At 67.6% G+C, this 20,925-nt stretch carries 23 protein-coding genes; 7 read left to right on the top strand and 16 right to left on the bottom strand.

Features of this window, described 5'->3' with window-relative positions:
• Nucleotides 1–218: 218 nt before the first annotated feature.
• Entirely contained in the window at nucleotides 219–1,265 is a 1,047-nt protein-coding gene (locus KR541_RS34515) for an MBL fold metallo-hydrolase (protein ID WP_089490283.1), read from the bottom strand.
• 503 nt (nucleotides 1,266–1,768) lie between these two features.
• Between KR541_RS34515 and KR541_RS34520 the strand changes: the two genes are divergently transcribed.
• On the top strand, nucleotides 1,769–2,674 hold the full coding sequence (locus KR541_RS34520) for a LysR family transcriptional regulator (protein ID WP_089490282.1): 906 nt from the start codon (nucleotides 1,769–1,771) through the stop codon (nucleotides 2,672–2,674).
• A gap of 28 nt (nucleotides 2,675–2,702) precedes the next feature.
• On the opposite strand, the gene KR541_RS34525 is transcribed toward KR541_RS34520, so the two are convergent.
• From KR541_RS34525 to KR541_RS34545, 5 genes are all read right to left on the bottom strand, one after another.
• Entirely contained in the window at nucleotides 2,703–4,163 is a 1,461-nt protein-coding gene (locus KR541_RS34525) for an alginate export family protein (RefSeq protein WP_050018289.1), read from the bottom strand.
• A gap of 14 nt (nucleotides 4,164–4,177) precedes the next feature.
• Nucleotides 4,178–5,131 (bottom strand): VOC family protein, encoded by a 954-nt coding sequence (locus KR541_RS34530; RefSeq protein ID WP_060734298.1) that lies wholly within the window; start codon nucleotides 5,129–5,131, stop codon nucleotides 4,178–4,180.
• 172 nt (nucleotides 5,132–5,303) lie between these two features.
• Nucleotides 5,304–7,196: an amidohydrolase gene (locus KR541_RS34535; protein WP_216090347.1), complete on the bottom strand. Its 1,893-nt coding sequence runs from the start codon at nucleotides 7,194–7,196 to the stop codon at nucleotides 5,304–5,306.
• Between the two features lie 19 nt (nucleotides 7,197–7,215).
• On the bottom strand, nucleotides 7,216–7,383 hold the full coding sequence (locus KR541_RS34540) for a DUF1427 family protein (protein ID WP_014725963.1): 168 nt from the start codon (nucleotides 7,381–7,383) through the stop codon (nucleotides 7,216–7,218).
• Between the two features lie 168 nt (nucleotides 7,384–7,551).
• Nucleotides 7,552–8,238 (bottom strand): hydrolase, encoded by a 687-nt coding sequence (locus tag KR541_RS34545; RefSeq protein ID WP_034175518.1) that lies wholly within the window; start codon nucleotides 8,236–8,238, stop codon nucleotides 7,552–7,554.
• Nucleotides 8,239–8,536: 298 nt separating this feature from the next.
• On the opposite strand from KR541_RS34545, the gene KR541_RS34550 reads away from it, so the two are divergent.
• On the top strand, nucleotides 8,537–8,815 hold the full coding sequence (locus KR541_RS34550; RefSeq protein ID WP_089490280.1) for a XapX domain-containing protein: 279 nt from the start codon (nucleotides 8,537–8,539) through the stop codon (nucleotides 8,813–8,815).
• 108 nt (nucleotides 8,816–8,923) lie between these two features.
• Nucleotides 8,924–9,832 carry a LysR family transcriptional regulator gene (locus tag KR541_RS34555; protein WP_124640028.1) on the top strand — a complete coding sequence of 303 codons (909 nt, stop codon included), beginning with the start codon at nucleotides 8,924–8,926 and terminating at the stop codon, nucleotides 9,830–9,832.
• Nucleotides 9,833–9,991: 159 nt separating this feature from the next.
• Here KR541_RS34555 and KR541_RS34560 read toward each other — a convergent pair whose 3' ends face one another.
• Together KR541_RS34560 and KR541_RS34565 are read right to left on the bottom strand one after the other, a co-directional pair.
• Nucleotides 9,992–10,729 (bottom strand): YoaK family protein, encoded by a 738-nt coding sequence (locus KR541_RS34560; RefSeq protein ID WP_050017619.1) that lies wholly within the window; start codon nucleotides 10,727–10,729, stop codon nucleotides 9,992–9,994.
• Nucleotides 10,711–10,947, bottom strand: coding sequence for a DUF1427 family protein (locus KR541_RS34565; RefSeq protein ID WP_089490279.1), 237 nt, complete (start codon nucleotides 10,945–10,947; stop codon nucleotides 10,711–10,713). The genes KR541_RS34560 and KR541_RS34565 overlap by 19 nt, the downstream gene beginning before the upstream one ends.
• 238 nt (nucleotides 10,948–11,185) lie before the next feature.
• On the opposite strand from KR541_RS34565, the gene KR541_RS34570 reads away from it, so the two are divergent.
• The 3 genes from KR541_RS34570 to KR541_RS34580 all read left to right on the top strand — a co-directional run bounded on the left by KR541_RS34570 (nucleotide 11,186) and on the right by KR541_RS34580 (nucleotide 14,092).
• A complete protein-coding gene (locus tag KR541_RS34570; protein WP_050017621.1) occupies nucleotides 11,186–11,905 on the top strand; it encodes a TetR/AcrR family transcriptional regulator in 720 nt (239 codons plus the stop codon).
• A 127-nt stretch (nucleotides 11,906–12,032) separates the two neighbouring features.
• The gene (locus KR541_RS34575; RefSeq protein ID WP_176016161.1) at nucleotides 12,033–12,908 is read left to right on the top strand and encodes an alpha/beta fold hydrolase; all 876 of its coding nucleotides are present in this window, start codon (nucleotides 12,033–12,035) and stop codon (nucleotides 12,906–12,908) included.
• Between the two features lie 41 nt (nucleotides 12,909–12,949).
• The gene (locus KR541_RS34580; protein WP_176016160.1) at nucleotides 12,950–14,092 is read left to right on the top strand and encodes an FAD binding domain-containing protein; all 1,143 of its coding nucleotides are present in this window, start codon (nucleotides 12,950–12,952) and stop codon (nucleotides 14,090–14,092) included.
• Here the strand turns inward: KR541_RS34580 and KR541_RS34585 are convergent.
• From KR541_RS34585 to KR541_RS34610, 6 genes are all read right to left on the bottom strand, one after another.
• The gene (locus KR541_RS34585; protein WP_050017624.1) at nucleotides 14,020–14,289 is read right to left on the bottom strand and encodes a hypothetical protein; all 270 of its coding nucleotides are present in this window, start codon (nucleotides 14,287–14,289) and stop codon (nucleotides 14,020–14,022) included. The two genes, KR541_RS34580 and KR541_RS34585, sit on opposite strands and share 73 nt — an antisense overlap.
• Nucleotides 14,286–14,564 (bottom strand): DUF4148 domain-containing protein, encoded by a 279-nt coding sequence (locus KR541_RS34590; protein ID WP_176016159.1) that lies wholly within the window; start codon nucleotides 14,562–14,564, stop codon nucleotides 14,286–14,288. Before KR541_RS34590 ends, KR541_RS34585 begins: the two co-directional genes overlap by 4 nt.
• A 174-nt stretch (nucleotides 14,565–14,738) precedes the next feature.
• A complete protein-coding gene (locus tag KR541_RS34595) occupies nucleotides 14,739–15,488 on the bottom strand; it encodes an amino acid ABC transporter ATP-binding protein (protein ID WP_050017625.1) in 750 nt (249 codons plus the stop codon).
• The gene (locus tag KR541_RS34600; protein WP_050017626.1) at nucleotides 15,475–16,125 is read right to left on the bottom strand and encodes an amino acid ABC transporter permease; all 651 of its coding nucleotides are present in this window, start codon (nucleotides 16,123–16,125) and stop codon (nucleotides 15,475–15,477) included. The genes KR541_RS34595 and KR541_RS34600 overlap by 14 nt, the downstream gene beginning before the upstream one ends.
• Nucleotides 16,122–16,808, bottom strand: coding sequence for an amino acid ABC transporter permease (locus tag KR541_RS34605; RefSeq protein WP_050017627.1), 687 nt, complete (start codon nucleotides 16,806–16,808; stop codon nucleotides 16,122–16,124). The genes KR541_RS34600 and KR541_RS34605 overlap by 4 nt, the downstream gene beginning before the upstream one ends.
• A gap of 89 nt (nucleotides 16,809–16,897) precedes the next feature.
• The gene (locus KR541_RS34610; protein ID WP_050017628.1) at nucleotides 16,898–17,704 is read right to left on the bottom strand and encodes a transporter substrate-binding domain-containing protein; all 807 of its coding nucleotides are present in this window, start codon (nucleotides 17,702–17,704) and stop codon (nucleotides 16,898–16,900) included.
• A 471-nt stretch (nucleotides 17,705–18,175) separates the two neighbouring features.
• On the opposite strand from KR541_RS34610, the gene ansP reads away from it, so the two are divergent.
• Nucleotides 18,176–19,666 carry an L-asparagine permease gene (gene ansP / locus KR541_RS34615; protein ID WP_050017630.1) on the top strand — a complete coding sequence of 497 codons (1,491 nt, stop codon included), beginning with the start codon at nucleotides 18,176–18,178 and terminating at the stop codon, nucleotides 19,664–19,666.
• 67 nt (nucleotides 19,667–19,733) lie between these two features.
• On the opposite strand, the gene KR541_RS34620 is transcribed toward ansP, so the two are convergent.
• Nucleotides 19,734–20,048: a DUF4148 domain-containing protein gene (locus KR541_RS34620; protein ID WP_124557423.1), complete on the bottom strand. Its 315-nt coding sequence runs from the start codon at nucleotides 20,046–20,048 to the stop codon at nucleotides 19,734–19,736.
• Nucleotides 20,049–20,284: 236 nt separating this feature from the next.
• The gene (locus KR541_RS34625) at nucleotides 20,285–20,752 is read right to left on the bottom strand and encodes an MEKHLA domain-containing protein (protein ID WP_089490276.1); all 468 of its coding nucleotides are present in this window, start codon (nucleotides 20,750–20,752) and stop codon (nucleotides 20,285–20,287) included.
• Nucleotides 20,753–20,925: the final 173 nt, after the last annotated feature.

Here is a 20,925-nt window from a genome sequence, read left to right on the forward strand (position 1 = left end):
TATCTCGGACTCGCGATCCAGAACCGGACGGTCGTGGCTTGCGTCGACGCCGGACCGGGACACGCAACGCGCCTGAGCGATTCGCATCGTGGCGCGTCGTCCTCCAGAATGCCGCAGCATGCGCATGCCGCCACGGAGGTGGCCTCTCCGCTGTAGCCGGCCCGTCGGAGAAGCGGTGTGACGGCACTTCGTGTGCGATGACGAAGGACGCCGGGCCGTCACCGCACCGGCGTCGCGTCGTAGTTGACCGGCACCCAGTCGTATTGCGCACCCTCGCGGCGCAGGTGGCCAAGCCCCGGAAACGCGATATGCGCGGCGCCGACGAGATAGCGTCGATCGGCGACGCGCTTCAGCGTGTCCCGCCGCGTACGGCGGGCGGCGCCGGCATCGCTGTCGTACTGGACCGTCGCGTCGACATCGCGCAACTGGATCGCCGCCACATGCACGATGTCGCCCCATGCGAGCAGGCCCGCATTGCCGCTCTCGATCAGATAAGCCGTATGCCCCGGCGTATGGCCGGGCATCGGCACCGCGCGAATGCCGGGCGCGAGCGTCGCTTCGCCGCGAAACGTCTTGAAGCGGCCGGCCGCGACGTAAGGGGCGACCGCCGCGGCGGCCGCGTCGAAAAACGACGCGAGGAACGCCGGCGCCTGCGCCTTGTTGGCGGGATCGAGCCAGTACGCGGCCTCGACGGCGTTCACGCGCACGACGGCATTCGGAAACGTCATCGCGCCATTCGACGCGATCCCGCCGACATGGTCCTTGTGCAGGTGCGTGAGCAGCACTTCGTCGATCTGCGCGGGCGCGTAGCCGGCCGCGCGCAGGTCGTCGATCAGCTTGCCGCAGCAGTCGCCGTACAGCGTGCCGGCGCCCGCATCGACGAGGATCCGCTTCGATCCGGTATCGACCAGGAACGCGTTGATCGACCCCTGCACGGGCGGCTCCAGGAACGCGCGGTCGAGGTCGCGCCGGATCTCGTGCTTCGAGATGTCGCGAAACACCGTGTCGACCGGAAACGGATGAGTGCCGTCGGACAGCGCGATCACCGTGAAATCGCCGATCTTCTGCCGGTAGAAGCCGGGAGGCTGCTGGCCCGCGCCAGGGGCCAGCGCTGCGGATTGCGTTTCGGTTTGCGCATTGGCGTGGGCGTCGGGCTGCACGCCGGCCTGCGCGAACGCCCCAGGCGCCGACAGGCCCGCGCACCCGGCCACGATCAGCAAACGGGCTGCATGCGCAACGCACGCGTGCCGGAACAGGGTCTTCATGCGATCTCCGCGACGAACCGTGCGCGCGCCCGGTCACGAACGGACCGACCCGTGCAACACGCAATGTCGCGCAGCTTATCGGGCGTCGTGGCGAAAATCCTGAGCGTCGCCTGAATTGTCCTGAAGACGCGGCACGCGCGCGCGGCCGCCGCACCGGCCGGCGCTAGAATGCGAACCGCATGCTACGCGACGTTACGACCCGCACAAGGGCCTGTTCACGCTAATAACGGGCTTGCGAACGTGCCTTTCCGCCCGCAGTGCAAGGAGTAAGGAGCGCCGTTTGGCCGTGCCAAACAAGCGACGCACGACGCCGCAATGTGGGCGGAAAGGCGCGTTCCCCTGTTTGGAAAAATGCATTCGTGGGGCTGCCCCCGGAAGGGCCGATCGCCGCGTCATGCTCCTCGCGAATACGTCGAGTATCCGCTTCGTCGCAATCCTTGCGCTCGGCCCTTCCGGGGGCCAGCGCAAGCCCGTTATTAGCGTGAACAGGCCCTAGCAACCCCATGGACAAATTCTCCGCGCTGCGCGCATTCGTCGAAGTAGCGGAAGCCGGCGGCTTCTCGAGCGCGGGGCGCCGGCTCGATCTCGCCGCTTCGTCCGTCGTGCGCGCAGTGGACGCGCTCGAGGCATCGCTCGGCACCGTGCTGCTGAACCGCACGACGCGGCAGGTCACGCTGTCCGACGCGGGCGCCGTCTACTATGCGCGAGCGAAACGCGTGCTCGGCGAACTCGCCGATGCCGACGCGCTGGTGGCCGACCGCGGCGACGCGCCGTCCGGGCCGCTGCGCGTGTCGGTCCCGGTCGCGTACGGGCTGCGACGCATCGCGCCGCACGTCGCCGCGTTCGTCGCGCGCCATCCGAAGCTCGACCTCGACCTGCAACTGACCGACGAACGCGTCGATCTCGTGTCCGCGCGGATCGACGTCGCGATCCGGCTCGGCGACGCGGCCCCGACCGCGGAAGTCGTCGCGCGGCCGCTCGGCACGTTCCGGCGCTACGTGGTCGCGAGCCGCGCGTACCTCGACGCGCACGGCACGCCCGCGACGCCGGGCGAACTGGTCGATCACGCGTGCCTGCGCTTTCATTTCGGCGTCGACCAGCAGACGTGGACGTTCGCCGGCGCGCAACGCACGACGCCGGTCGTCGTCACCGGCCGGCTGAAATCGAATCACAGCGAGGTGCTGCGCGAGGCCGCGCTCGACGGCGCCGGTATCGCGCTGCTGCCCGACTGGCTCGTCGACGCGGATATCGAAGCGGGCCGCCTGCAGCGGCTGTTCGATCAGTACGACGTGACGCCGGGCTCGGCGCGCGCGGTGATCACCGCGCTGTACCTGCCGAACCAGCGCGGCTCGAAGCGCGTGACCGCGTTCATCGATTTCGTCGAATCGCTCGCCCGCGCGCAGCGCTGACACGTGCGGCGCGGAGCGACACGACGCGTCACCAGCCGAACTTCGCTTCCATCCCGAGATAGTCGGCATTGCGCGCACCGAGCGCGCGAATCGACGAGCCAAGCTGGAAGTGCACGGCCTCGAGCGCGAGCGCGACGTTCGCGTTCACGAGCCAGTCGACGCGCGCCTGCGCGTACATCCCCGTCCACGCACTGCCCTTGCCGGCCGTGCCCGGCACCGCCGACATCCCCTGACCGTAGATCGCGTCGGCGGTCGTCTGCCGCCACTGGAAGCCGACGGCGGTGAGCACCGTCACCGAGCTGGCCGGCTTGAACGTCAGCGACGGCTTCACGTGGATCAGGTTGCTGTATCCGGTGTAGCCGGCGAGCGTGAAGTAATAGCCGTTCGGAAACATCGGGTTGAACGTGCCGACGCGCCGGTCGCCCGGATGCGCGTCGCCCGACGCGCCGTCGACCTGGATGCCGACGCGCGGCGTGCCGGCCGTCTTCGCGAACGTGTAGCCGCCCAGCGCGCCGAACGCCCACGCGCCGACCGTATCCTGCCCGACGTGGCCGGTCTGCAGCATCGCCTCGACGTCCCAGTCGAACCCGTCGGTCTTGCCCGCGTAGCGCATGTCGAACACGTCGCGCCGCTCGGTGCCGGATGCATCCGGATAGCGCGCGTTGTCGCGCGTATAGCGCGACCAGTACGCGGACAGATCGCCGGGCCCCGTCGCGGTGCGCTCGACGCGCACGCCGTCGAATCGCAGGTGCCGGTTCGACACGTCGTCGAACACGGCCGCATTGCGATACTGCACCGGGCGCGTCACATAGCCGATCAAGCGCCATTTGCCGATTTCGTAATCGGTCCACAGTCCGTCGTACGCCTGCCGCACGTTCGGGCCGTCGCGCACCGACACGAAACGCTGCAAGTCGAACGCCATCTCCTGCCGGCCGATCCGCGTCTTGAACGTGCCGGGCCCCAGTTGATCGACGTACGCGACGAACGCCTGCTCGATATCGAGCTGATCCTTGTCGACCGGGCCGACCGTGTCCTTGCCGAACGGCCGCGCATCGACGAACTGCACGAACGCCTGGAAGTGCCCGCGATAGCGCAGATCGGCATGCACGTTCGCGCGCTGGATCACGTAGTTGTCGTCGTGCGCGGCGCCGAGGCCGAACAGCGGCGCGTTGTTCAGTTCGAAGCGCTCGCGCAGGTTCGCGCCGAGCGACAGGTAGGTCGACGGATCGTCGCCGAGCCGTATGTATTTCAGCGCGTCGAACGGCTTGCGCGGCACGCACGGATTCGCGAGCACCGACCAGTCTTCCTGCCAGCGGTTGAACGACACCGTCGGGCGCTTCGCGGTGCACGCCGCGGCGGCGGCGGCCGGCGACGCGGCCGCGCCGGCCGCCGCCACATCGGCATCGGCGCCGACGGCCGATCCCGCGTGCAACGCGGCGCCGCCCGCCAGCACGACGCACGGCAGCGCGCCGCGCCACGATCGCTTCATCGGCCGGCGCACCGTCATTTCGACCGCGCGTGGATTTCGGCGACGTAGCCGCCCGGGAACTGCACGAGCGCCGCGTCGCGACCGTCCGACTTGAACGGCGGCACCAGCACGGTCACGCCCGCGGCTTCGGCCTGCTTCAGCGTCGCGGCGAGATCGGCGACTTCATAGCCCGTCATTTCCCGCCCGAACGGGTAAGGCAGGTGGCCGTCGGTCGCGAGCACGGTCATCTTGCCGAAGCCCGACTCGATGCGAATGCGGCGGTACGTATCGTTCGGCCGGCCGATCTCGATGCCCGGCGCATGGCGCACGTCGGACACGATCTTGCCGTGCGAGAACGCGGCGAAGTTGCGTGCGAGCTTGCTCGCGCTTTCCGGCGATACGTACACGCGGTTCTCCGGCACCGTCTGCAGCGGGTCGTAGTTCGGCGCCTGCGTGTGCCAGTACAGCTGCATGTTCACGCCGCCCGGCCACCGGACGATCGCGTCGCGGCCGATCGGGTCGGGGAACGTCGTCACGACGATGTCCGCGCCATGCGCACGCGCCGACTTCACCGCGACGTCCATGTCGGTGACGAGATAGCCGGTGCGTTCCTCGCAGAACGGATACGGGATCGGCGTCTTGAAGCCGAATACCGAGATCGTGCCGACCGGCGTCAGCACGAGCTGCGACATCGTCTGGCTCGGCGTCGGCGTGACCTGGAACACGCCCTGCTTCGACTTCTTGCCGCCGAACGTCGCGACGAAGCTGTCGGTGAAGCGATCGAAGTCTTCCGGCGCGACGCACACGTGGGTCGTGTCGTACTGCGGGCCGACCGCGATCGCGGGGGAGCGCGCGGCGGCGGCCGGCGACGCGATGTCGTCGAGGTGGGTTTCGTCGGCGAATGCCGGCGCGCCGACCAGCAGCGCGGCGAGCACGGCCGACGACGCGGCGGTCATGCGCAGCAGGTTGCGCAGGTTGAATGAACTCATTGGTTTTCTCCGTGATGTTGACGCGCGCGGCGTGGCGCCGCGCGCGGATTCTGATTCAGCGGGATGCAGGCCGCTCATCCGGGCGGCCCGGACGACAGGCGAGAAACACGCGCACCGCGAGCGGCAGCGCGCGGACCCATGCCGGGGAGTTGAAAGCGGTATGCACGCGATATCAGATCGCCCAGCACGAACACCCGAACGCGCCCCAGAAGCCCTTCGCATCCGACGTCGGCAACGTGCTCGCCCATGCGCTCGCGTGCGCATGCTGGTGAAGGTTGCATTCGTTCGCGCAGCCGCACATCGCGGCGGCCGCTGCCGCGCGTTGCAGCGGCGCGCCGTTGCGTTGCGTCGCGCCCCAGCCGCCATAGCCGCCGAACTCGCGCACCGGCGACCAGTCCGGCATCGCCGGCGGAATCGGCGCGTCGTGCGATGCGAACGGCCCCGCGCCCCACACGATCTTCCCGTCGACCACCGTCAGCAACGCGGTCGTGGCGGCGATATCGTCTTCCGCGCACCCGAAGAAATCGCGATCGGGGACCACCAGGTCGGCAAGCTGACCCACCGCGATCCGGCCTTTCTTGCCTTCCTCGTTCGAGAACCACGTCACATACTCGGTCCACATCCGCAGCGCGGTTTCGCGATCGAGCAGGTTGCGCTGCGGATACATGCGCATGCCGCCGACCGTCTTGCCCGTCACGAGCCACGCAAGCGATACCCACGGGTTGTACGACGCGACGCGCGTCGCGTCCGTGCCGGCCGACACCTTGAGCCCCTTCGCGAGCATCTTCGCGACCGGCGGCGTCGCCTCCGCGGCTTGCGCGCCGTAGCGCTCGACGAAGTATTCGCCCTGGTACGCCATCCGGTGCTGCACCGCGATCCCGCCGCCGAGCGCGGCGATCCGGTCCATCGATTGCTCGGTGATCGTTTCCGCGTGATCGAAGAACCAGTTCAGCCCTTCGAGCGGAATGTCCTCGTTGACCTTCTCGAACACGTCGAGCGCGCGGCTGATCGTTTCGTCATAGGTCGCGTGCATGCGCCACGGCCAGCGGTTTTCCGCGAGCACGCGCACGACGCCTTCGAGATCGTCCTCCATCTGCGCGGGCAGGTCCGGACGCGCGACGCGGAAGTCTTCGAAGTCGGCCGCGGAAAACGCCAGCATCTCGCCGGCGCCGTTGTTGCGGAAGTAGTCGGTGCCGTCGTGATACTTGACGCTCTTCGTCCAGTTCACGAAGTCTTCCTTCTCCGCGTTCGGCTTCTGCGTGAACAGGTTGTACGCGATCCGGATCGTCATCTCGCCCGCGTCGTGCAGCTTGCGGATCACTTCGTAATCGTCGGGGTAATTCTGCGAACCGCCGCCCGCGTCGATCACGCCCGTCACGCCGAGCCGGTTCAGCTCTCGCATGAAATGGCGCGTCGAGTTGTACTGATACTCGAACGGCAGCTTCGGCCCCTTCGCGAGCGTCGCGTAGAGGATCGTCGCGTTCGGGTTCGCGAGCAGCAGGCCGGTCGGGTTGCCGGCGGCATCGCGCAGGATCGTGCCGCCCGGCGGCTCCGGCGTGTCCTTCGTGTAGCCGACGACACGCAGCGCGGCCGCGTTCAGCAACGCGCGATCGTACAAATGCAGGATGAACACGGGCGTATCAGGCGCGACCGCATTGAGTTCGTCGATCGTCGGCAGCCGCTTCTCCACGAACTGGTGTTCGGTGAAGCCGCCGACCACGCGCACCCACTGCGGCGCGGGCGTGATCGCGACCTGCTGCTTGAGCATCTCCATCGCGAGCGCAAGCGACGGCACGCCGTCCCAACGCAGTTCCATGTTGTAGTTCAGTCCGCCACGAATCACGTGGCAGTGGTTGTCGATCAGACCCGGCAGCACGCCGCGGCCGCCGAGATCGACCACCTTCGTCGCGCGGCCCGCGAGCGGCATCACGTCCGCTTCGCTGCCGACCGCGACGAAGCGCCCGGCGGCAATCGCGACGGCCGTCGCGACGGGGTTCGCGCGGTCGAGCGTCGTGAATCGTCCGTTGTGCAGGATCAGATCCGGTTGGGTCACGGTTGCGGTCATATGCATCACCTCTTGTTGATCAGAAGCCAAAGAGTTGTTTGACGGTGGGTAGGGCTTGCACGCCGATCAGCATGCCAAGCAACCCGACCAGCGCAATCAGCGGCGGTGCGGGAGAGCGAACCTTGATGGCGCTGTAAATCACACCGATCAGCAGGCCCGCACCAAGGGAAACCAGATAAGGTTCCATGCGATAAATCTCCCGGACAATTTCAAATGCAGGCGCAGTGTTTCGACCCGCATGCCGCGGGCGGCATTCGTGTTTCGGTCACGTCCGCCGCCCGCGGCAATGAAGCCCATGCGGCGCGTTCGCGTCGAACCGGCCGCACCGGCATCAGCCGTTACCGGCCGTCTTCACTTACTTCGCCGGAACCGGCGCAATCGACTCGTGCGGCGTCGCGGTGCGCTGCGGTGCCTTGTGGAGCATCGTGTACGCGTAGTCCACGCCCATCCCGTATGCGCCCGAATGCTCCTTCGCGATCGCCATCACCGCGTCGTACGTCTCGCGGCGCGCCCAGTCGCGCTGCCATTCGAGCAGCACCTGCTGCCACGTGACCGGCACCACGCCGGCCTGCACCATGCGCTGCATCGCGATATCGTGCGCAGCCTGCGTCGTGCCGCCCGATGCGTCGGCGACCATGTAGATCTCGTAGTCGCCTTCGAGCATCGCGCACAGCGCGAACGTCGTGTTGCAGACTTCGGTCCACAGGCCCGACACGACCACCTTCTTGCGGCCGTTCGCGGCGAGCGCGTCGCGCACCTTCTGGTCGTCCCACGAATTCATCGACGTGCGTTCGAGCGTCTTCTGGTTCGGGAACACGTCGAGCAGTTCGGGATACGTGTGGCCCGAGAAGCTCTCGCTTTCGACCGTCGTGATCGTGGTCGGGATGTTGAAGACCTTCGCGGCCTTCGCGAGGCCGACGACGTTGTTCTTCAGCGTCTGGCGATCGATCGACTGCACGCCGAACGCCATTTGCGGCTGCTGGTCGATGAAGATCAGCTGGCTGTTGTGCGGGGTAAGTACTTCAAGCTTGGGGTTGCTCATGATGGTGATGTCCTTTGACGCGGAGAAAGATGAGACTCGCCTGGCCGACGAATCCGCGAAGCGTCCAATGCGCGGTGCCGGCAACCGGCCTGCGTCATTCAATACGCGAATGCGCGACCGCACCAGTTAATTGTTCTGATTCTCGCCACGCGCTGAATTCAGACTGAAAAGATCTGAATTTCATTGAATGCGCTGACGACGAACGCGCAGACCTGATAGGCTGGCCCAAGACTTTCGGATCGACGCCAGCCCGGTATTCATCCGTATTTTTAAACGGCCGTCATTCCATTCCAGACCCATGAAACCGTACATTGCTTCACTTCTCGCCGGCATCCTCGCCGGCGTCGTTTACGCGCTGATCGGCGTGCAATCGCCGGCGCCGCCCGCCGTCGCCCTGGTGGGCCTGCTCGGCATTCTGGCCGGCGAACAGATCCTTCCCGTGGTGCGACGGATGTTCGACGGGATCCGACTGGGAACCGCGTGGCGCGACGCGAAGTGCAACCAGCACATGTTCGGCGCGCTGCCCGGCGCACACGCCGACGCTGCCGTGAAGCGCCGCGAATCGACACCGACGTGACAGGCGGACGTCGAGCGAATGCGGCGGCGGCCCGTTGTGAACAGGATTGGAATCCGCGTCGCCCGACGGCGCGACATCGCCTGATGCCCTTGCCGTAGAAAACTCGCCATGAAGCTGTCTTTCGAAGCACTCGAGGCACTGGACGCGATCGACCGCACCGGTACGTTTGCCGACGCGGCAGAGCTGGTGCACCGCGTGCCGTCCGCGCTGACATACGTCGTACAGAAGCTCGAGAGCGATCTCGGCGTCGCGTTGTTCGATCGCAGCGGGCGTCGTGCGAAGCTCACGCATGCGGGCCGCGTCGTCGTCGAGGAAGGTCGCCGTCTCCTTCATGCCGCCGAACAGCTCGAGCGGAAGGCCCAGCGCGCGCAGCAAGGTTGGGAAACCGAGGTCCGCGTCTGCATCGCCGAGATACTGCCGTTCGACATGATGTGGCCATACGTTCACGCGTTCTACGATCTTGAAATGGACACGCGACTGCGCTTCTCCACCGAAGTGCTCGGCGGCACCTGGGATGCGCTGATTTCGCGGCGGGCCGATCTGATCGTCGGCGCGGCGGGCGAGCCTCCGGAACTGCCGGACATCGTCGCGCAGCCCATCGGCACGCTCCGGCACGTGTTCGCGGTCGCCCCTACCCATCCGCTCGCGGCGCTGCCCGAACCGCTGTCGATGGCGGCGATCGTCGAGTATCGCAGCGCGGTGATCTCCGACACGTCCCGCGAACTTCAGCCGCAGCCGGTCGCGCTTGACGCCGGCCAACCGTATCTCGCGGTGCCGACGCTCGCCGCGAAACTGGCCGCGCAATGCGAAGGACTCGCGGTGGGTACCCTCCCGGACTGCATCGCGGCGCCCGCGATCGCGCAAGGCAGGCTCGTCGCGCGGGAAGTCACCGGCATGCGCGACACGACCCATTGCTATATCGCATGGCGCGCCGACGAAGCCGGACGCGCGCTACGCTGGTGGGTCGAACAGCTCGGTCACCACGACCTCGTCGACCGGTTCACCGCGCATGCGTGACGCTGCGCTTTCCGCGAACGGTCGAGCGGTCTCGCGCTTGCCGACCTGCATCAATCAAGCGGTTCTCGAAGTCAGCGTTGAATAAAATGAAGAAACGCAGGGCGGCTTCGCCGCCGCGCCGGTGGCGCACCCAGCCGACGCCGCGTGCGGAATCGGCGTTCAGCGCGACGCGGACGGCTCGCCGGCGCGGCCGGATCGCCAGGTGAGGAAACCGAGCGCCGCAAGCGGCAGCGCCAGGGCCCAGAACCCGGCGTACAGGTACGCGGTCGCGCCGGCGCCCGCGCCGATCGCGAAACCGACAACCGGCGGCAGCGTGCGCCGCAGCCGCGCGCGTGCGGCTTCCCGTTCGGCCGGCGCGGCGATCGGCACAAGCCAGTCGAATGCATCGATGACCGCCTGCGTGACGTTGCCGGTCATCACGGTATTCGCGACGACGGTGCGCGCGGTCAGCCGGCCGTGCGCGTTCTGCACGCCCATTGCCGCCGCACCGAGCAGCCCGCAGACGATCGTCGCGGGCGCATCGGCGCTGCCGATCGGCGACGCCGCGACGCCCGCGAGCATGAAGCCGGCCAGCAGGATCGTCTGCAGTGCATACAGCGAGCACGCCCGCGGGCCATGCCCGCGCACGCGCATCCGGTGATCGAGCAGGCGGGCGGCCACGATGCCCGCAATGAAGGCCGGAAACGCGAGCCACTTGATCATCAGGCCCTGGCCGACACCGGCGAGGCCCGAGCCGATGAGGATGAAGTTGCCGGTGACGTGCGCGGTAAAGAGCCCGAACAGCGCGACGAAGCCGAGCGTGTCGACATAGCCGGCGATCGAGGCGAGGAACACATCCTCGCCGCGCAGGTGATCGGGGGCCGCCGCGCCCGCTGCCGTTACTTGCGCGGGCTGCATGTCGTGGCTTCCGTGGTTCTATCGAAGGTGTCCGTATCGCGGACCCGCGCGGCGAGCACGCGCCATTGCGCCTGCACGAGCGGAATCGCATGCTCGCGGAAGACGAGGCCGAGCAGGCCCGCTGGCGCGGTCAGCGGCCGCGCGGGCGACTGCACGCGCACGAGGGGGGGCAGGAAGCCGACTGCGATGCCGGCTCCCGGCGAGATCAGGTAAGCCATGGTCCGTTCCGGTTGCGCCGCGGGCCGGCCGAAGGGCGTCGGCCTCGTGCAGCGGTTCGGGAGCAAGCGTAGGGAATGCGGGCCTGAAAGTCATGGCGGCGACCTGAAATTTTCTGAAACCGCCGAACCGCGCGCGGCACGACGCCCGCCTTCGCGGCCTGCCGCGCGGCCCTCGCCGGGGCGCGCCTTGCTATTTTTCGATCGATAAGTGCAGAATGGCCCATTCAGGAGCCGACGCATGACCGAGACCAAGCGCAATGCAGCGCCCCGTGCGCGCAGGACGACCGCCGACGACACCGCCGGCACATCGGGCCGCCGCCTCACGCCGGAAGCACGCGAACGACAGATCGTCGAAAAGGCGGTCGAACACTTCGCGACCCACGGTTTTTCCGGCAGCACGCGCGAGCTCGCGCGGCAGATCGGCGTGACCCAGCCGCTGCTCTACCGGTATTTCCCGAGCAAGGAAGCGCTGATCGATCGCGTATACGACGAGGTCTACACGTGGGACCCCGAGTGGGAAAAGCTGATCGCCGACCGCTCGGTTCCGCTCCAGCAGCGGCTCGTCGCGTTCTACCGGTCGTACGCGCAGACGATCCTGCGGCGCGAATGGATCCGCACGTTCATCTTCGCGGGGCTCAGCCGCGAGGGCTTCAATACGCGCTATCTGTCGCGGCTGCGCGAACGCGTGTTCCTGCCGGTGCTGCGCGAGCTGCGGCACGCGTACGACATCGCGACACCGGCGTCGGAAGCGCAGCGCAACGCGGAAATCGAACTGGTGTGGAGCCTGCACGCGAGCATCTTCTATCTCGGCGTGCGCAAGTGGGTATACGGGTTGCCGGTGCCCGACGATCTCGACGCGGAAATCGAACGGCAGATCGACGCGTTCCTGAACGGCACGCCGGCCGCGCTGCAGCGTGTGGCGTCCGACGCATCCGGCAAGCGCCCCCGCCGCAAGTGATGCCGGCGTGGCATGGCGCTCAGGCCGGTTCAGAACGATTCAGCCGCGACGCACGTCACCTGCCCTATCCTCGGACAGCATCGGACGCGTGCCGTATCGCGCACCGCCCGCACAACCGGGATTTCCCATGACGACCGACACGCTTGCACTGACCCACCACACCGTTACGGCGAACGGCATCCGCCAGCACGTCATCGATGCCGGCGCGGGGCCCGTCGTCGTGCTGCTGCACGGCTTCCCCGAAACGAGCTTCGCGTGGCGCTTCCAGATTCCGGCGCTGGCACGGCACTATCGCGTGATCGTGCCCGACCTGCGCGGCTACGGCGAAACCGACAAGCCCGCGGCCGGCTACGACAAGCGCAACATGGCGCGCGACGTCGCCGCGCTGCTCGATGCGCTCGGCATCGGGCGCATCGCGCTCGTCGGGCACGACCGCGGCGCACGCGTCGCGACGCGTTTCGCGAAGGACTTCCCCGAACGTGTCGACCGGCTCGTCGTGATGGACAACGTGCCGACGCGCATCGTCGCGCAGAACATGACCGCGCAAACGGCCCGCGCGTACTGGTTTTTCCTGTTCCACCAGGTGCCCGACCTGCCGGAGGCGCTGATCGCCGGCAAGGAAGCCGAATGGCTCGGCTATTTTTTCGCCGACTGGTGCTACAACCCGCACGCGATCTCGGGCGATGCGTTCGACACGTACGTGCGCGCGTATCGGCGTCCGGGCGCCGTGCGCGGCGCGCTGGCGGACTATCGCGCGAACGCGGAAGACGTCCAGCAGGACCTCGTCGATGCGGATATCAGGATCGCGTGCCCGACCATGGCGATCTGGGGCGAGGATTTCTACGCGGTCGGCAAGATGTTCGACATGAAGACCGTGTGGGAAAGCATGGCAACCCACCTGCGTGCCGAGCCGATCGCGCAGTGCGGACATCTGCCGCACGAGGAGCAGCCCGAGCGCGTGAACGCGCTGCTGCTCGATTTCCTGCGCGGCTGGGGCGGCTGACGCGCCGTTCGCCGCACGCGGCATCATCGAGGGAACATCGGATGGAACACGGATCGGGCCGCAAGGCCGTCATCGCCGGCGGATCGGTCGGCGGGCTGTTCGCGGCGACCGCGCTGCGCGCGGCCGGCTGGGACGTCCGCGTCTTCGAGCAATCGCCGCACGCACTCGACAGCCGCGGCGGCGGCATCGTGCTGCAGCCGCCGATCGAGCGCGCATTCGCGTTCGGCGGCGTGGCGCTACCGCGCGACGCGGGCGTCGATTCGGTCGACCGGATCTACGTCGACGCGCAGGACCGGATCGTGCAGCGCTTCGCGATGCCGCAGACGCAGACGGGATGGAACGTGATCTACACGGCGCTGAGGCGTGCGCTGCCGGCCGAAATCATCCACGCGGGCGACGCATTCGAGCGGTTCGAGCAGGACGGCGAGCGGATCGTCGCGCATTTCGCGAGCGGCCGCGCCGAGACGGCCGACCTGCTGATCGGCGCGGACGGCGGCCGCTCGACGGTGCGCGCGCAGTTGCTGCCGGACGTGCAGCCGGCGTATGCGGGTTATGTCGCGTGGCGCGGGCTCGTCGACGAACGCGCGCTGCCCGAGCAGGTGCTGGTCATGCTGCGCGAACGCTTCACGTTCCAGCAAGGCGACCGGCACCTGTTCCTCACCTATCTGGTGCCCGGCGCCGACGGCGCGACCGAACCGGGCGGGCGGCGCGTGAACTGGGTGTGGTACCGGCGGCTCGCGTCCGACCGGCTGCCGTCGCTGTTCCTCGCGCGCGACGGCACGCAGCGCGACGGGTCGCTGCCGCCCGGCGCGATGCGCGACGACAACCGCGCGGAACTCGTCGACGCCGCCGACCGGATGCTCGCGCCGACACTCGCCGCGCTCGTCGATGCGACCGCCGCGCCGTTCGCGCAGGCGATCGTCGATCTCGCGGCCGCACGCATGGCGTTCGGCCGCGCGGTGCTGCTCGGCGACGCCGCGTGCATCGTGCGCCCGCACACCGCGGGGGGCGTCGCGAAAGCGGCGGACAACGCGATCGATCTCGCCGAAGCGTTGCGCGACGTCGCACGCGGCGTCGCGTTCGACGCCGCGCTGGCGGGCTGGGACGCCCGTCAGCGGGCGGCCAGCGCGCTGTTGTCCGCGCGCGGGATCGCGCTCGGCGCGCGGCTGATGGGCGCGGCGTGACGGCTCGCCGGCCGGAGGTCGAGTGCCGCGCGGTGCGGATCGAAGTCGGGGTTCAACGCGCGCAGCACGCCGGCGCGCCCGCCGTCGTCATCGGGCAGTTGCGGCTGCCCGCGCGCGAAAGCCGGGGCCGCGGCCGCCGCAAGCCACGCGGCGATCGCCAGCCCCGTCACGCGTATCGATATGGCGGCCCGCTTCATTGCGCGCTCGCGGTCGACACGGCGGCCGACGTCATGGCCATTGCCGTGTGGCTGTCGCCATGCGCGATCGCATACAGCTCGCGATTGCGCGCGATCGTCTGCGTGCTCGGCGGATAGTCCCAGTTCGACGTCGGCACCGTGCCGTCGCGCTCGGCCCGAACCAGGTCGGCGCGCACGTCGGCGCGCGTGACCGTATGGTCGGCGGTTTGCGCGAATGCGACGACCGGCGCGCTCAGCGCACAGGAAATCAGGACTGCACGAATCAGCTTGTTCATGACCTTCACCTCTCAAAGATAGCGTGTTCGCGTCCGCCGATCAGGCCGGACATCCGCTCCGCATCGATGCGATGAGGAGTGGTGTCCATTCTGCGATTCGCGCGCTGTCCGGAAGGTGAGGCTTCGATTACGGTCTTGTCATCTGGTCGCGGCCCGGCCGCACGGCCGTGTCGGTCAACGCGCAGCGGTTTCCGGATTCCGCACGCTGCTCAGAAACCGCGTCAACTCCACCGTCTGCGGCCGCTCGAAGATTTCCTCGGCCGTCCCGCTCTCCCACACGCGCCCCTGGTGCATGAACACGATCCGGTCGCTCACCGCCCGCGCGAAGTTCATCTCGTGCGTGACCATGATCAGCGTCATGTCCTCGCGCGCGAGTTGCTCGACGACGCCCAGCACCTCGCCGACGAGCTCGGGATCGAGCGCGGACGTAATCTCGTCGCACAGCAGCACGCTCGGCTTCATCGCGAGCGCACGCGCGATCGCGACGCGCTGCTGCTGGCCGCCCGACAGCTGTTCCGGAAACGCGTCGAACTTGTCGCCGAGGCCGACGCGCTCGAGCATCAGCTCCGCGATCGCGCGCGCCTGCTGGCGGTGCGACTTCTTCACCACCGACTGCGCGAGCATCACGTTCTGTCCGGCGCTCAGATGCGGAAACAGGTTGTATTGCTGGAACACCATGCCGACCTTCAGCCGCAGTGCACGCAGGTCCGCATGCCGTGCATCGACGCGTTCGCCGTCGACCGAAATCGTGCCCGCGTCGATGCTCTCGAGCCCGTTGAGCGTGCGCAGCAGCGTGCTCTTGCCCGAGCCGCTGCGGCCGATGATCGACACGACCTGCCCGCGCTCGACGGACAGATCGATGCCCTTGAGCACATGATGGGTGCCGAAGTTCTTTTCGAGACCCCGGGTTTCAACGAGCGGCATGCCATCTCCTTTGCAACGTGCGCGCATAACGGGTAAGCGGATAGCAGAGCGCGAAATAGATCAGCGCGACGAGGCCATACACGACGAACGGCCGGAACGTCGCGTTCGAGATCGCGATGCCGACCTTCGTCAGCTCGGTGAAGCCGATGATCGACACGAGCGCCGTATCCTTCACCGCCTGCACGCCGAAGCCGACCGTCGGCGCGATCGCGATGCGCGCGGCCTGCGGCAGGATCACGTGACGCAACTGCTCGACATAACTCATCGCGAGGCTCGCCGATGCTTCCCACTGCCCTTTCGGCACCGCCTCGACGCAGCCGCGCCAGATCTCGGCCAGATACGCGCTGGTGAAGAACGTGAGCCCCGCGGTGGCCGCGACCCACGGCGAAACGTCGAGCCCGACGAGCGGCAAGCCGAAGAACACGATGAACAGTTGCATCAGCAACGGCGTGCCCTGGAACACTTCGATATAGAGTTTCGCGACGCCGCGCAGCACCGTCGAATTCGACACGCGCATCACGAGCAGCCCGAGGCCGACGAGGCCGCCGGACACGAACGACACGATCGACAGCACGATCGTCCAGCGCGCGGCCAGCAGCAGGTTCGCGAGCATCTGCCCGAACGTGAAATCGGTCATCGCGCACCTCGCATGCGGCGGGAGAACAGGCGGCGGCCCATCGCGCCGAGCGTCGCGCGCATCAGCAGCGCCATCGCCAGATACGCGAGCGTGATCACGAAGTACGTCTCGAATGCGCGGAAGTTGCGCGACTGGATGTAGCTGGCCGCATAGGTCAGATCGGCCACCGAGATCTGCGACACGACCGCCGAGCCGAGCATCGTGATCACGATCTGGCTCGACAGCGCGGGAAACACCTTGGCGAGCGCCTGCGGCAGCACGACGTGGCGCAGCATCTGCGCGCGCGACATCGCGAGCGCGGACGCCGCCTCCAGATGCCCTTTCGGCACGGCGGCCACGCCCGCGCGCACGATCTCGACCGAGTACGCGCCGAGATTGAGCGTCATCGCGAGGATCGCGGCCGTGTATTCGTCGATGTGCACGCCGAGCGCCGGCAAGCCGAAGAAGATGAAGAACAGCTGGACGACGAACGGCGTATTGCGAATCGCCTCGACGTACGCGCCGATCAGCGGGCGAAGTTTCACGGCCGCGCGCGCGTCGGCGCTGTACGCGGCCGCGCCGAGCACGCCGACCGCCACGCCGAGCACGGTCGCGACCGCGGTCAGCGCGAGCGTGATCGCCGCGCCGCTCGCGAATACGCCGGCATACTCGGCAAGCTCGCCGAATTGAAGCTGGTAGCTCATGGGAACGGGATAGATTCGGGTTCGGACAACGACACGCGCCGCGCCGGGCATCCCGGCCGCGGCGACGTGTCACGCGACACGGCGATGCGTCACAGTCCGGCCGGCAACGGCTGGCCGAGCCACTTGCGCGACATTTCGCCCAGCGAGCCGTCCTGCTTCGCATGCGCGATCGCATCGTCGATCTTCGCGAGCAGGCGCGGTTCGTTCTTGTTGACGCCGACGAAGCACGGCGAATTCTTGATCACGAACTTGACCTCGGGGCGGCGCGGCGGATTCTTCGCGAGAATCGCCGCCGCGACGATGTTGCCGGCCGCGATCAGTTGGACCTGCCCCGACAGGAACGCCTGGATCGTCGCGTTGTTGTCCTCGAAGCGCTTGATCGTCGCGTTCGGCGCGAGCTGCGACAGCGCGATCTCCTCGAGCGCGCCGCGCGTCGCGCCGACCGTCTTGCCGCCGAGGTCGGCGGGCGTGCTCACCTTCACGTCGGACGGCCCGAACACGCCCTGGAAATACGGTGCGTACGCGCTCGAGAAGTCGATGACCTTCTCGCGCTCCGGCGTCTTGCCGAGCGACGAGATCACCATGTCGACCTTGTTGGTCGTCAGGTACGGAATCCGGTTCGCACTGTTCACGGGCACCAGCTTCAGCTTGACGCCGAGCGCCTTGGCGAGGAGTCCTGCCATGTCGATGTCGTAGCCCTGCGGCTGCATGTCCGTGCCGACCGAACCGAACGGCGGATAGTCCTCGGGCACCGCGACGCGCAGCGTGCCGTTCTTCGCGATGGTGTCGAGCGCATCGGCGTGGGCCGGCGCGGCGGCGAACAGCGCGATCACGGGGGCGGCGAGCAGCGCAGCCAGCCAGGTGCGTCGGGGGAACGGTCGGGTCGTCGGGCTCACGGTGAATCTTCCTTGTCTGGTATGTCGTCGGGCAGCGCGCAACGATTGCGCGGCCGACACCACTCCAGCAAAAACCGGGCCACCGACGTGAAACGCTTGCCGCACCGGCATGAGGCGGAAATTTCGGCGAACCTCTCGGCGAACCGGATTCCTCATTTCGGTGCACGAACCGGTGCCGTCGGTAACGCTTGCCCCCGCAGCGCGCGCCGGCGCACCAAATTACCTATCCGGTTCACCCGGCGCCGGGGCCCTATGCACGGATTCGAACAGCCCCAGTCCAAATTTGCATTCCGTTTGTGACGGGAATTACGGCTGAATACGTTCGCGACGTACCGGGCCTTTCGTCACGTCCGACGAATCGCGATCAGGACGGGCGCGCTCGATTGCGCGCGCGGCTCCTCCGGTACCGGTGGTCCCGATCGTCCCGCGATCGGGGCGAGTCCCATCCCATCCGTGCGCGAGGATACCGTCATGGCATCGATTCCCGACCCGTCGACAACCGGCGAAACCGACAAACGCAGCTGGCTCGAATCGCACGAAGCCGGCTATCACAAGACCCTCGGCAATCGACAGGTGCAGATGATCGCAATCGGCGGGGCCATCGGCACCGGGCTGTTTCTCGGCGCCGGCGCGCGGCTGCAGGCCGCCGGCCCGGCGCTCGCGATCGTCTACCTGGTGTGCGGCGCGTTTTCGTTCCTGATCCTGCGCGCGCTCGGCGAGCTGGTGATGCATCGCCCCAGCAGCGGCAGCTTCGTGTCGTACGCACGCGAATTCCTCGGCGAGAAGGCATCGTTCGTCGCCGGCTGGATGTACTTCCTGAACTGGGCGATGACCGGCATCGTCGACATCACCGCCGTCGCGCTCTACATGCATTACTGGGCGCCGTTCGCGGCCGTGCCGCAGTGGATCTTCGCGCTCGTCGCGCTGTGCATCGTCGCGACGATGAACCTGATCGGCGTGAAATGGTTCGCCGAGATGGAGTTCTGGTTCGCGCTGATCAAGGTCGCCGCGATCGTGCTGTTTCTCGTGATCGGTGCGGCGATCCTCGGCACGGGCATGCCGGTGGCCGGCCATGGCACCGGCATGCATCTGATCACCGACAACGGCGGGTTCTTTCCGCACGGGCTGATGCCGGCGCTGGTGCTGGTGCAGGGCGTGGTGTTCGCGTTCGCGGGCGTCGAACTGGTCGGCACGGCCGCCGGCGAATGCAAGGACGCGCGCAAGGTGCTGCCGCGCGCGATCAACAACGTGATCTGGCGCATCGCGATTTTCTACGTCGCGTCGGTCGTCCTGCTGGTCTGCCTGCTGCCGTGGAGTGCGTACAAGGCGGGCCAGAGCCCGTTCGTCACGTTCTTCGGCGCGCTCGGCGTGCCGGGTATCGGCTCGGTGATGAACCTGGTGGTGCTCACAGCCGCGCTGTCGAGCCTGAACTCCGGCCTGTATTCGACGGGGCGCGTGTTGCGTTCGCTGTCGATGGGCGGCTCGGCCCCCGCGTTCCTCGCGCGGATGAGTTCGCAATCCGTCCCGTACGCGGGCATTCTGGTGACGGTCGCGATCTATGTGGTCGGCGTGCTGCTCAACTATCTGGTGCCGTCGAGCGTGTTCGAGATCGTGCTGAACATCGCGTCGCTCGGCATCATCAGCACATGGGGCTTCATCGTCGTGTGCCAGATGAAGTTCCGCGCCGCGGTCAGGCGCGGCGACGTGGAAGACGTCGCGTTCAGGATGCCGGGCGCGCCCGTGACGTCGTGGCTCACGCTGCTGTTCCTGCTCGGCGTGCTGGTGTTGATGGCATTCGACTACCCGAACGGGACGTGGACGATTGCGTCGATCCCGCTGGTCGCGCTGCTGCTCGTGGCCGGCTGGAAGTGGCTGAGCCGTCGCGCGCGCCGTGCGTTGCTCAAGCCGACGATTCCGTCGATCGCGCTCACGCAGAACGTGCTCGAGAACGGCGAGCACTGACTCGCGGCGGCACGCGCGCCGTCGAACGATCCGCCGTCGGGCCAACGACGGCGGTCGACCGCCGCATTCAGTGATGCTCGTACAACGGTTGCTCGTCGAGCGACGCGAGCGATGCGAACGACGGCGCAGCGGTCTTGGCCGCGACGCTCGGCCGCGCGGCGGCCGATTGCGCTTGCTGTGCCGCGACCTTCGCTTCCGCGGCCTGGATGTCGTCGGGATAGTACGGATCGCTGCCGACCGGACGATAACCGGCCTTTTCGACGCGGACGAGATCGGCGCGCACGTCGGCCCGCGTGACCGCATGGTCGGTGGTTTGCGCAAAAGCGACGATCGGTGCGCTCAGCGCACAGGAAAGCAGGACTGCACGAATCAGGTTGTTCATGATGTTCACCTCTCAAAGATGGCGTGTTCGCGTCCGCAGATCAGGCCGGACCTCCGCTCCCCATCGATGCGATGAAGAGTTGGGTGCATTCTGCGATTCGCGCGCTTTCCTGAAGGTGAGGCTTCGATTACGGTTTTGTCATCTGAGCGCCGGCGCCCGTCGCGGGCCGGCCGGCCCGGTTCGCCGGACACGGTGCGGGCCCGCCACGCGACGCCTATGCCAATCGATCGTCGAGTTCACGCGGACGCGTCGAGCGGCCGTACTTCCGGAATCATCGCGGCCTGCCCGTGCACGATTCCGTCTGCGTCCATGAGCTGCCACACGGTCGCGCGCTCGATCCGGAACCGCTTGCCGGACTTCGTCACCCGCACGCCGCGGTACTCGGACACGAAGCCATCGCGCATCACCTTGTCGAGAAACACCTGGCGCTCGTGGCGCTCCATCGGCTCCGCCGACAGACGGGACGGCAACGCCGTCAGTTCATCCCAGTCGTATTCGAAGATCGCCTGCGCGCGCTGGTTGCCGTACACGAACACCGGGTCGGCCGACGTGTCGTGCGCAAGGATGCCGAACGGCGCCGTCTCGTACAGCCACGCGGCGCCGTCGGATGCGCTCATGCCGTCGGGCACGAGCGGGCCGTTCACGAGCCGGCGATACGAGTCGGCAAGAAGGAGGAAGAAGTTTGCATCGGTGCGCAACGACATCGGTCTGGCTCCTGAAATCAGCGAGATACGCGAACGAGCGAAAGTTTGCCGCCGGACATTATAGGGATGAAGCGGCGCACCGCCGTCGGCGGCGAGGGTCGGCCAGCCCGCATCGCGCTGCGCCGCCCGCCGCACGGCCGATGCCGCCGCCCGCACAGATAACGGTTTCGTAA

Origin of the sequence: Burkholderia sola, from assembly GCF_905400185.1 — a bacterium.
Classification (GTDB): domain Bacteria; phylum Pseudomonadota; class Gammaproteobacteria; order Burkholderiales; family Burkholderiaceae; genus Burkholderia; species Burkholderia sola.

What these genes read in the sequence shown, in the direction of transcription:
- KR541_RS34515 (WP_089490283.1), bottom strand. Translation starts at nt 1,265, where the DNA reads ATGAAGACCCTGTTCCGGCACGCGTGCGTTGCGCATGCAGCCCGTTTG.
- KR541_RS34520 (WP_089490282.1), top strand. Translation starts at nt 1,769, where the DNA reads ATGGACAAATTCTCCGCGCTGCGCGCATTCGTCGAAGTAGCGGAAGCC.
- KR541_RS34525 (WP_050018289.1), bottom strand. Translation starts at nt 4,163, where the DNA reads ATGAAGCGATCGTGGCGCGGCGCGCTGCCGTGCGTCGTGCTGGCGGGC.
- KR541_RS34530 (WP_060734298.1), bottom strand. Translation starts at nt 5,131, where the DNA reads ATGAGTTCATTCAACCTGCGCAACCTGCTGCGCATGACCGCCGCGTCG.
- KR541_RS34535 (WP_216090347.1), bottom strand. Translation starts at nt 7,196, where the DNA reads ATGACCGCAACCGTGACCCAACCGGATCTGATCCTGCACAACGGACGA.
- KR541_RS34540 (WP_014725963.1), bottom strand. Translation starts at nt 7,383, where the DNA reads ATGGAACCTTATCTGGTTTCCCTTGGTGCGGGCCTGCTGATCGGTGTG.
- KR541_RS34545 (WP_034175518.1), bottom strand. Translation starts at nt 8,238, where the DNA reads ATGAGCAACCCCAAGCTTGAAGTACTTACCCCGCACAACAGCCAGCTG.
- KR541_RS34550 (WP_089490280.1), top strand. Translation starts at nt 8,537, where the DNA reads ATGAAACCGTACATTGCTTCACTTCTCGCCGGCATCCTCGCCGGCGTC.
- KR541_RS34555 (WP_124640028.1), top strand. Translation starts at nt 8,924, where the DNA reads ATGAAGCTGTCTTTCGAAGCACTCGAGGCACTGGACGCGATCGACCGC.
- KR541_RS34560 (WP_050017619.1), bottom strand. Translation starts at nt 10,729, where the DNA reads ATGCAGCCCGCGCAAGTAACGGCAGCGGGCGCGGCGGCCCCCGATCAC.
- KR541_RS34565 (WP_089490279.1), bottom strand. Translation starts at nt 10,947, where the DNA reads ATGGCTTACCTGATCTCGCCGGGAGCCGGCATCGCAGTCGGCTTCCTG.
- KR541_RS34570 (WP_050017621.1), top strand. Translation starts at nt 11,186, where the DNA reads ATGACCGAGACCAAGCGCAATGCAGCGCCCCGTGCGCGCAGGACGACC.
- KR541_RS34575 (WP_176016161.1), top strand. Translation starts at nt 12,033, where the DNA reads ATGACGACCGACACGCTTGCACTGACCCACCACACCGTTACGGCGAAC.
- KR541_RS34580 (WP_176016160.1), top strand. Translation starts at nt 12,950, where the DNA reads ATGGAACACGGATCGGGCCGCAAGGCCGTCATCGCCGGCGGATCGGTC.
- KR541_RS34585 (WP_050017624.1), bottom strand. Translation starts at nt 14,289, where the DNA reads ATGAAGCGGGCCGCCATATCGATACGCGTGACGGGGCTGGCGATCGCC.
- KR541_RS34590 (WP_176016159.1), bottom strand. Translation starts at nt 14,564, where the DNA reads ATGAACAAGCTGATTCGTGCAGTCCTGATTTCCTGTGCGCTGAGCGCG.
- KR541_RS34595 (WP_050017625.1), bottom strand. Translation starts at nt 15,488, where the DNA reads ATGCCGCTCGTTGAAACCCGGGGTCTCGAAAAGAACTTCGGCACCCAT.
- KR541_RS34600 (WP_050017626.1), bottom strand. Translation starts at nt 16,125, where the DNA reads ATGACCGATTTCACGTTCGGGCAGATGCTCGCGAACCTGCTGCTGGCC.
- KR541_RS34605 (WP_050017627.1), bottom strand. Translation starts at nt 16,808, where the DNA reads ATGAGCTACCAGCTTCAATTCGGCGAGCTTGCCGAGTATGCCGGCGTA.
- ansP (WP_050017630.1), top strand. Translation starts at nt 18,176, where the DNA reads ATGGCATCGATTCCCGACCCGTCGACAACCGGCGAAACCGACAAACGC.
- KR541_RS34620 (WP_124557423.1), bottom strand. Translation starts at nt 20,048, where the DNA reads ATGAACAACCTGATTCGTGCAGTCCTGCTTTCCTGTGCGCTGAGCGCA.
- KR541_RS34625 (WP_089490276.1), bottom strand. Translation starts at nt 20,752, where the DNA reads ATGTCGTTGCGCACCGATGCAAACTTCTTCCTCCTTCTTGCCGACTCG.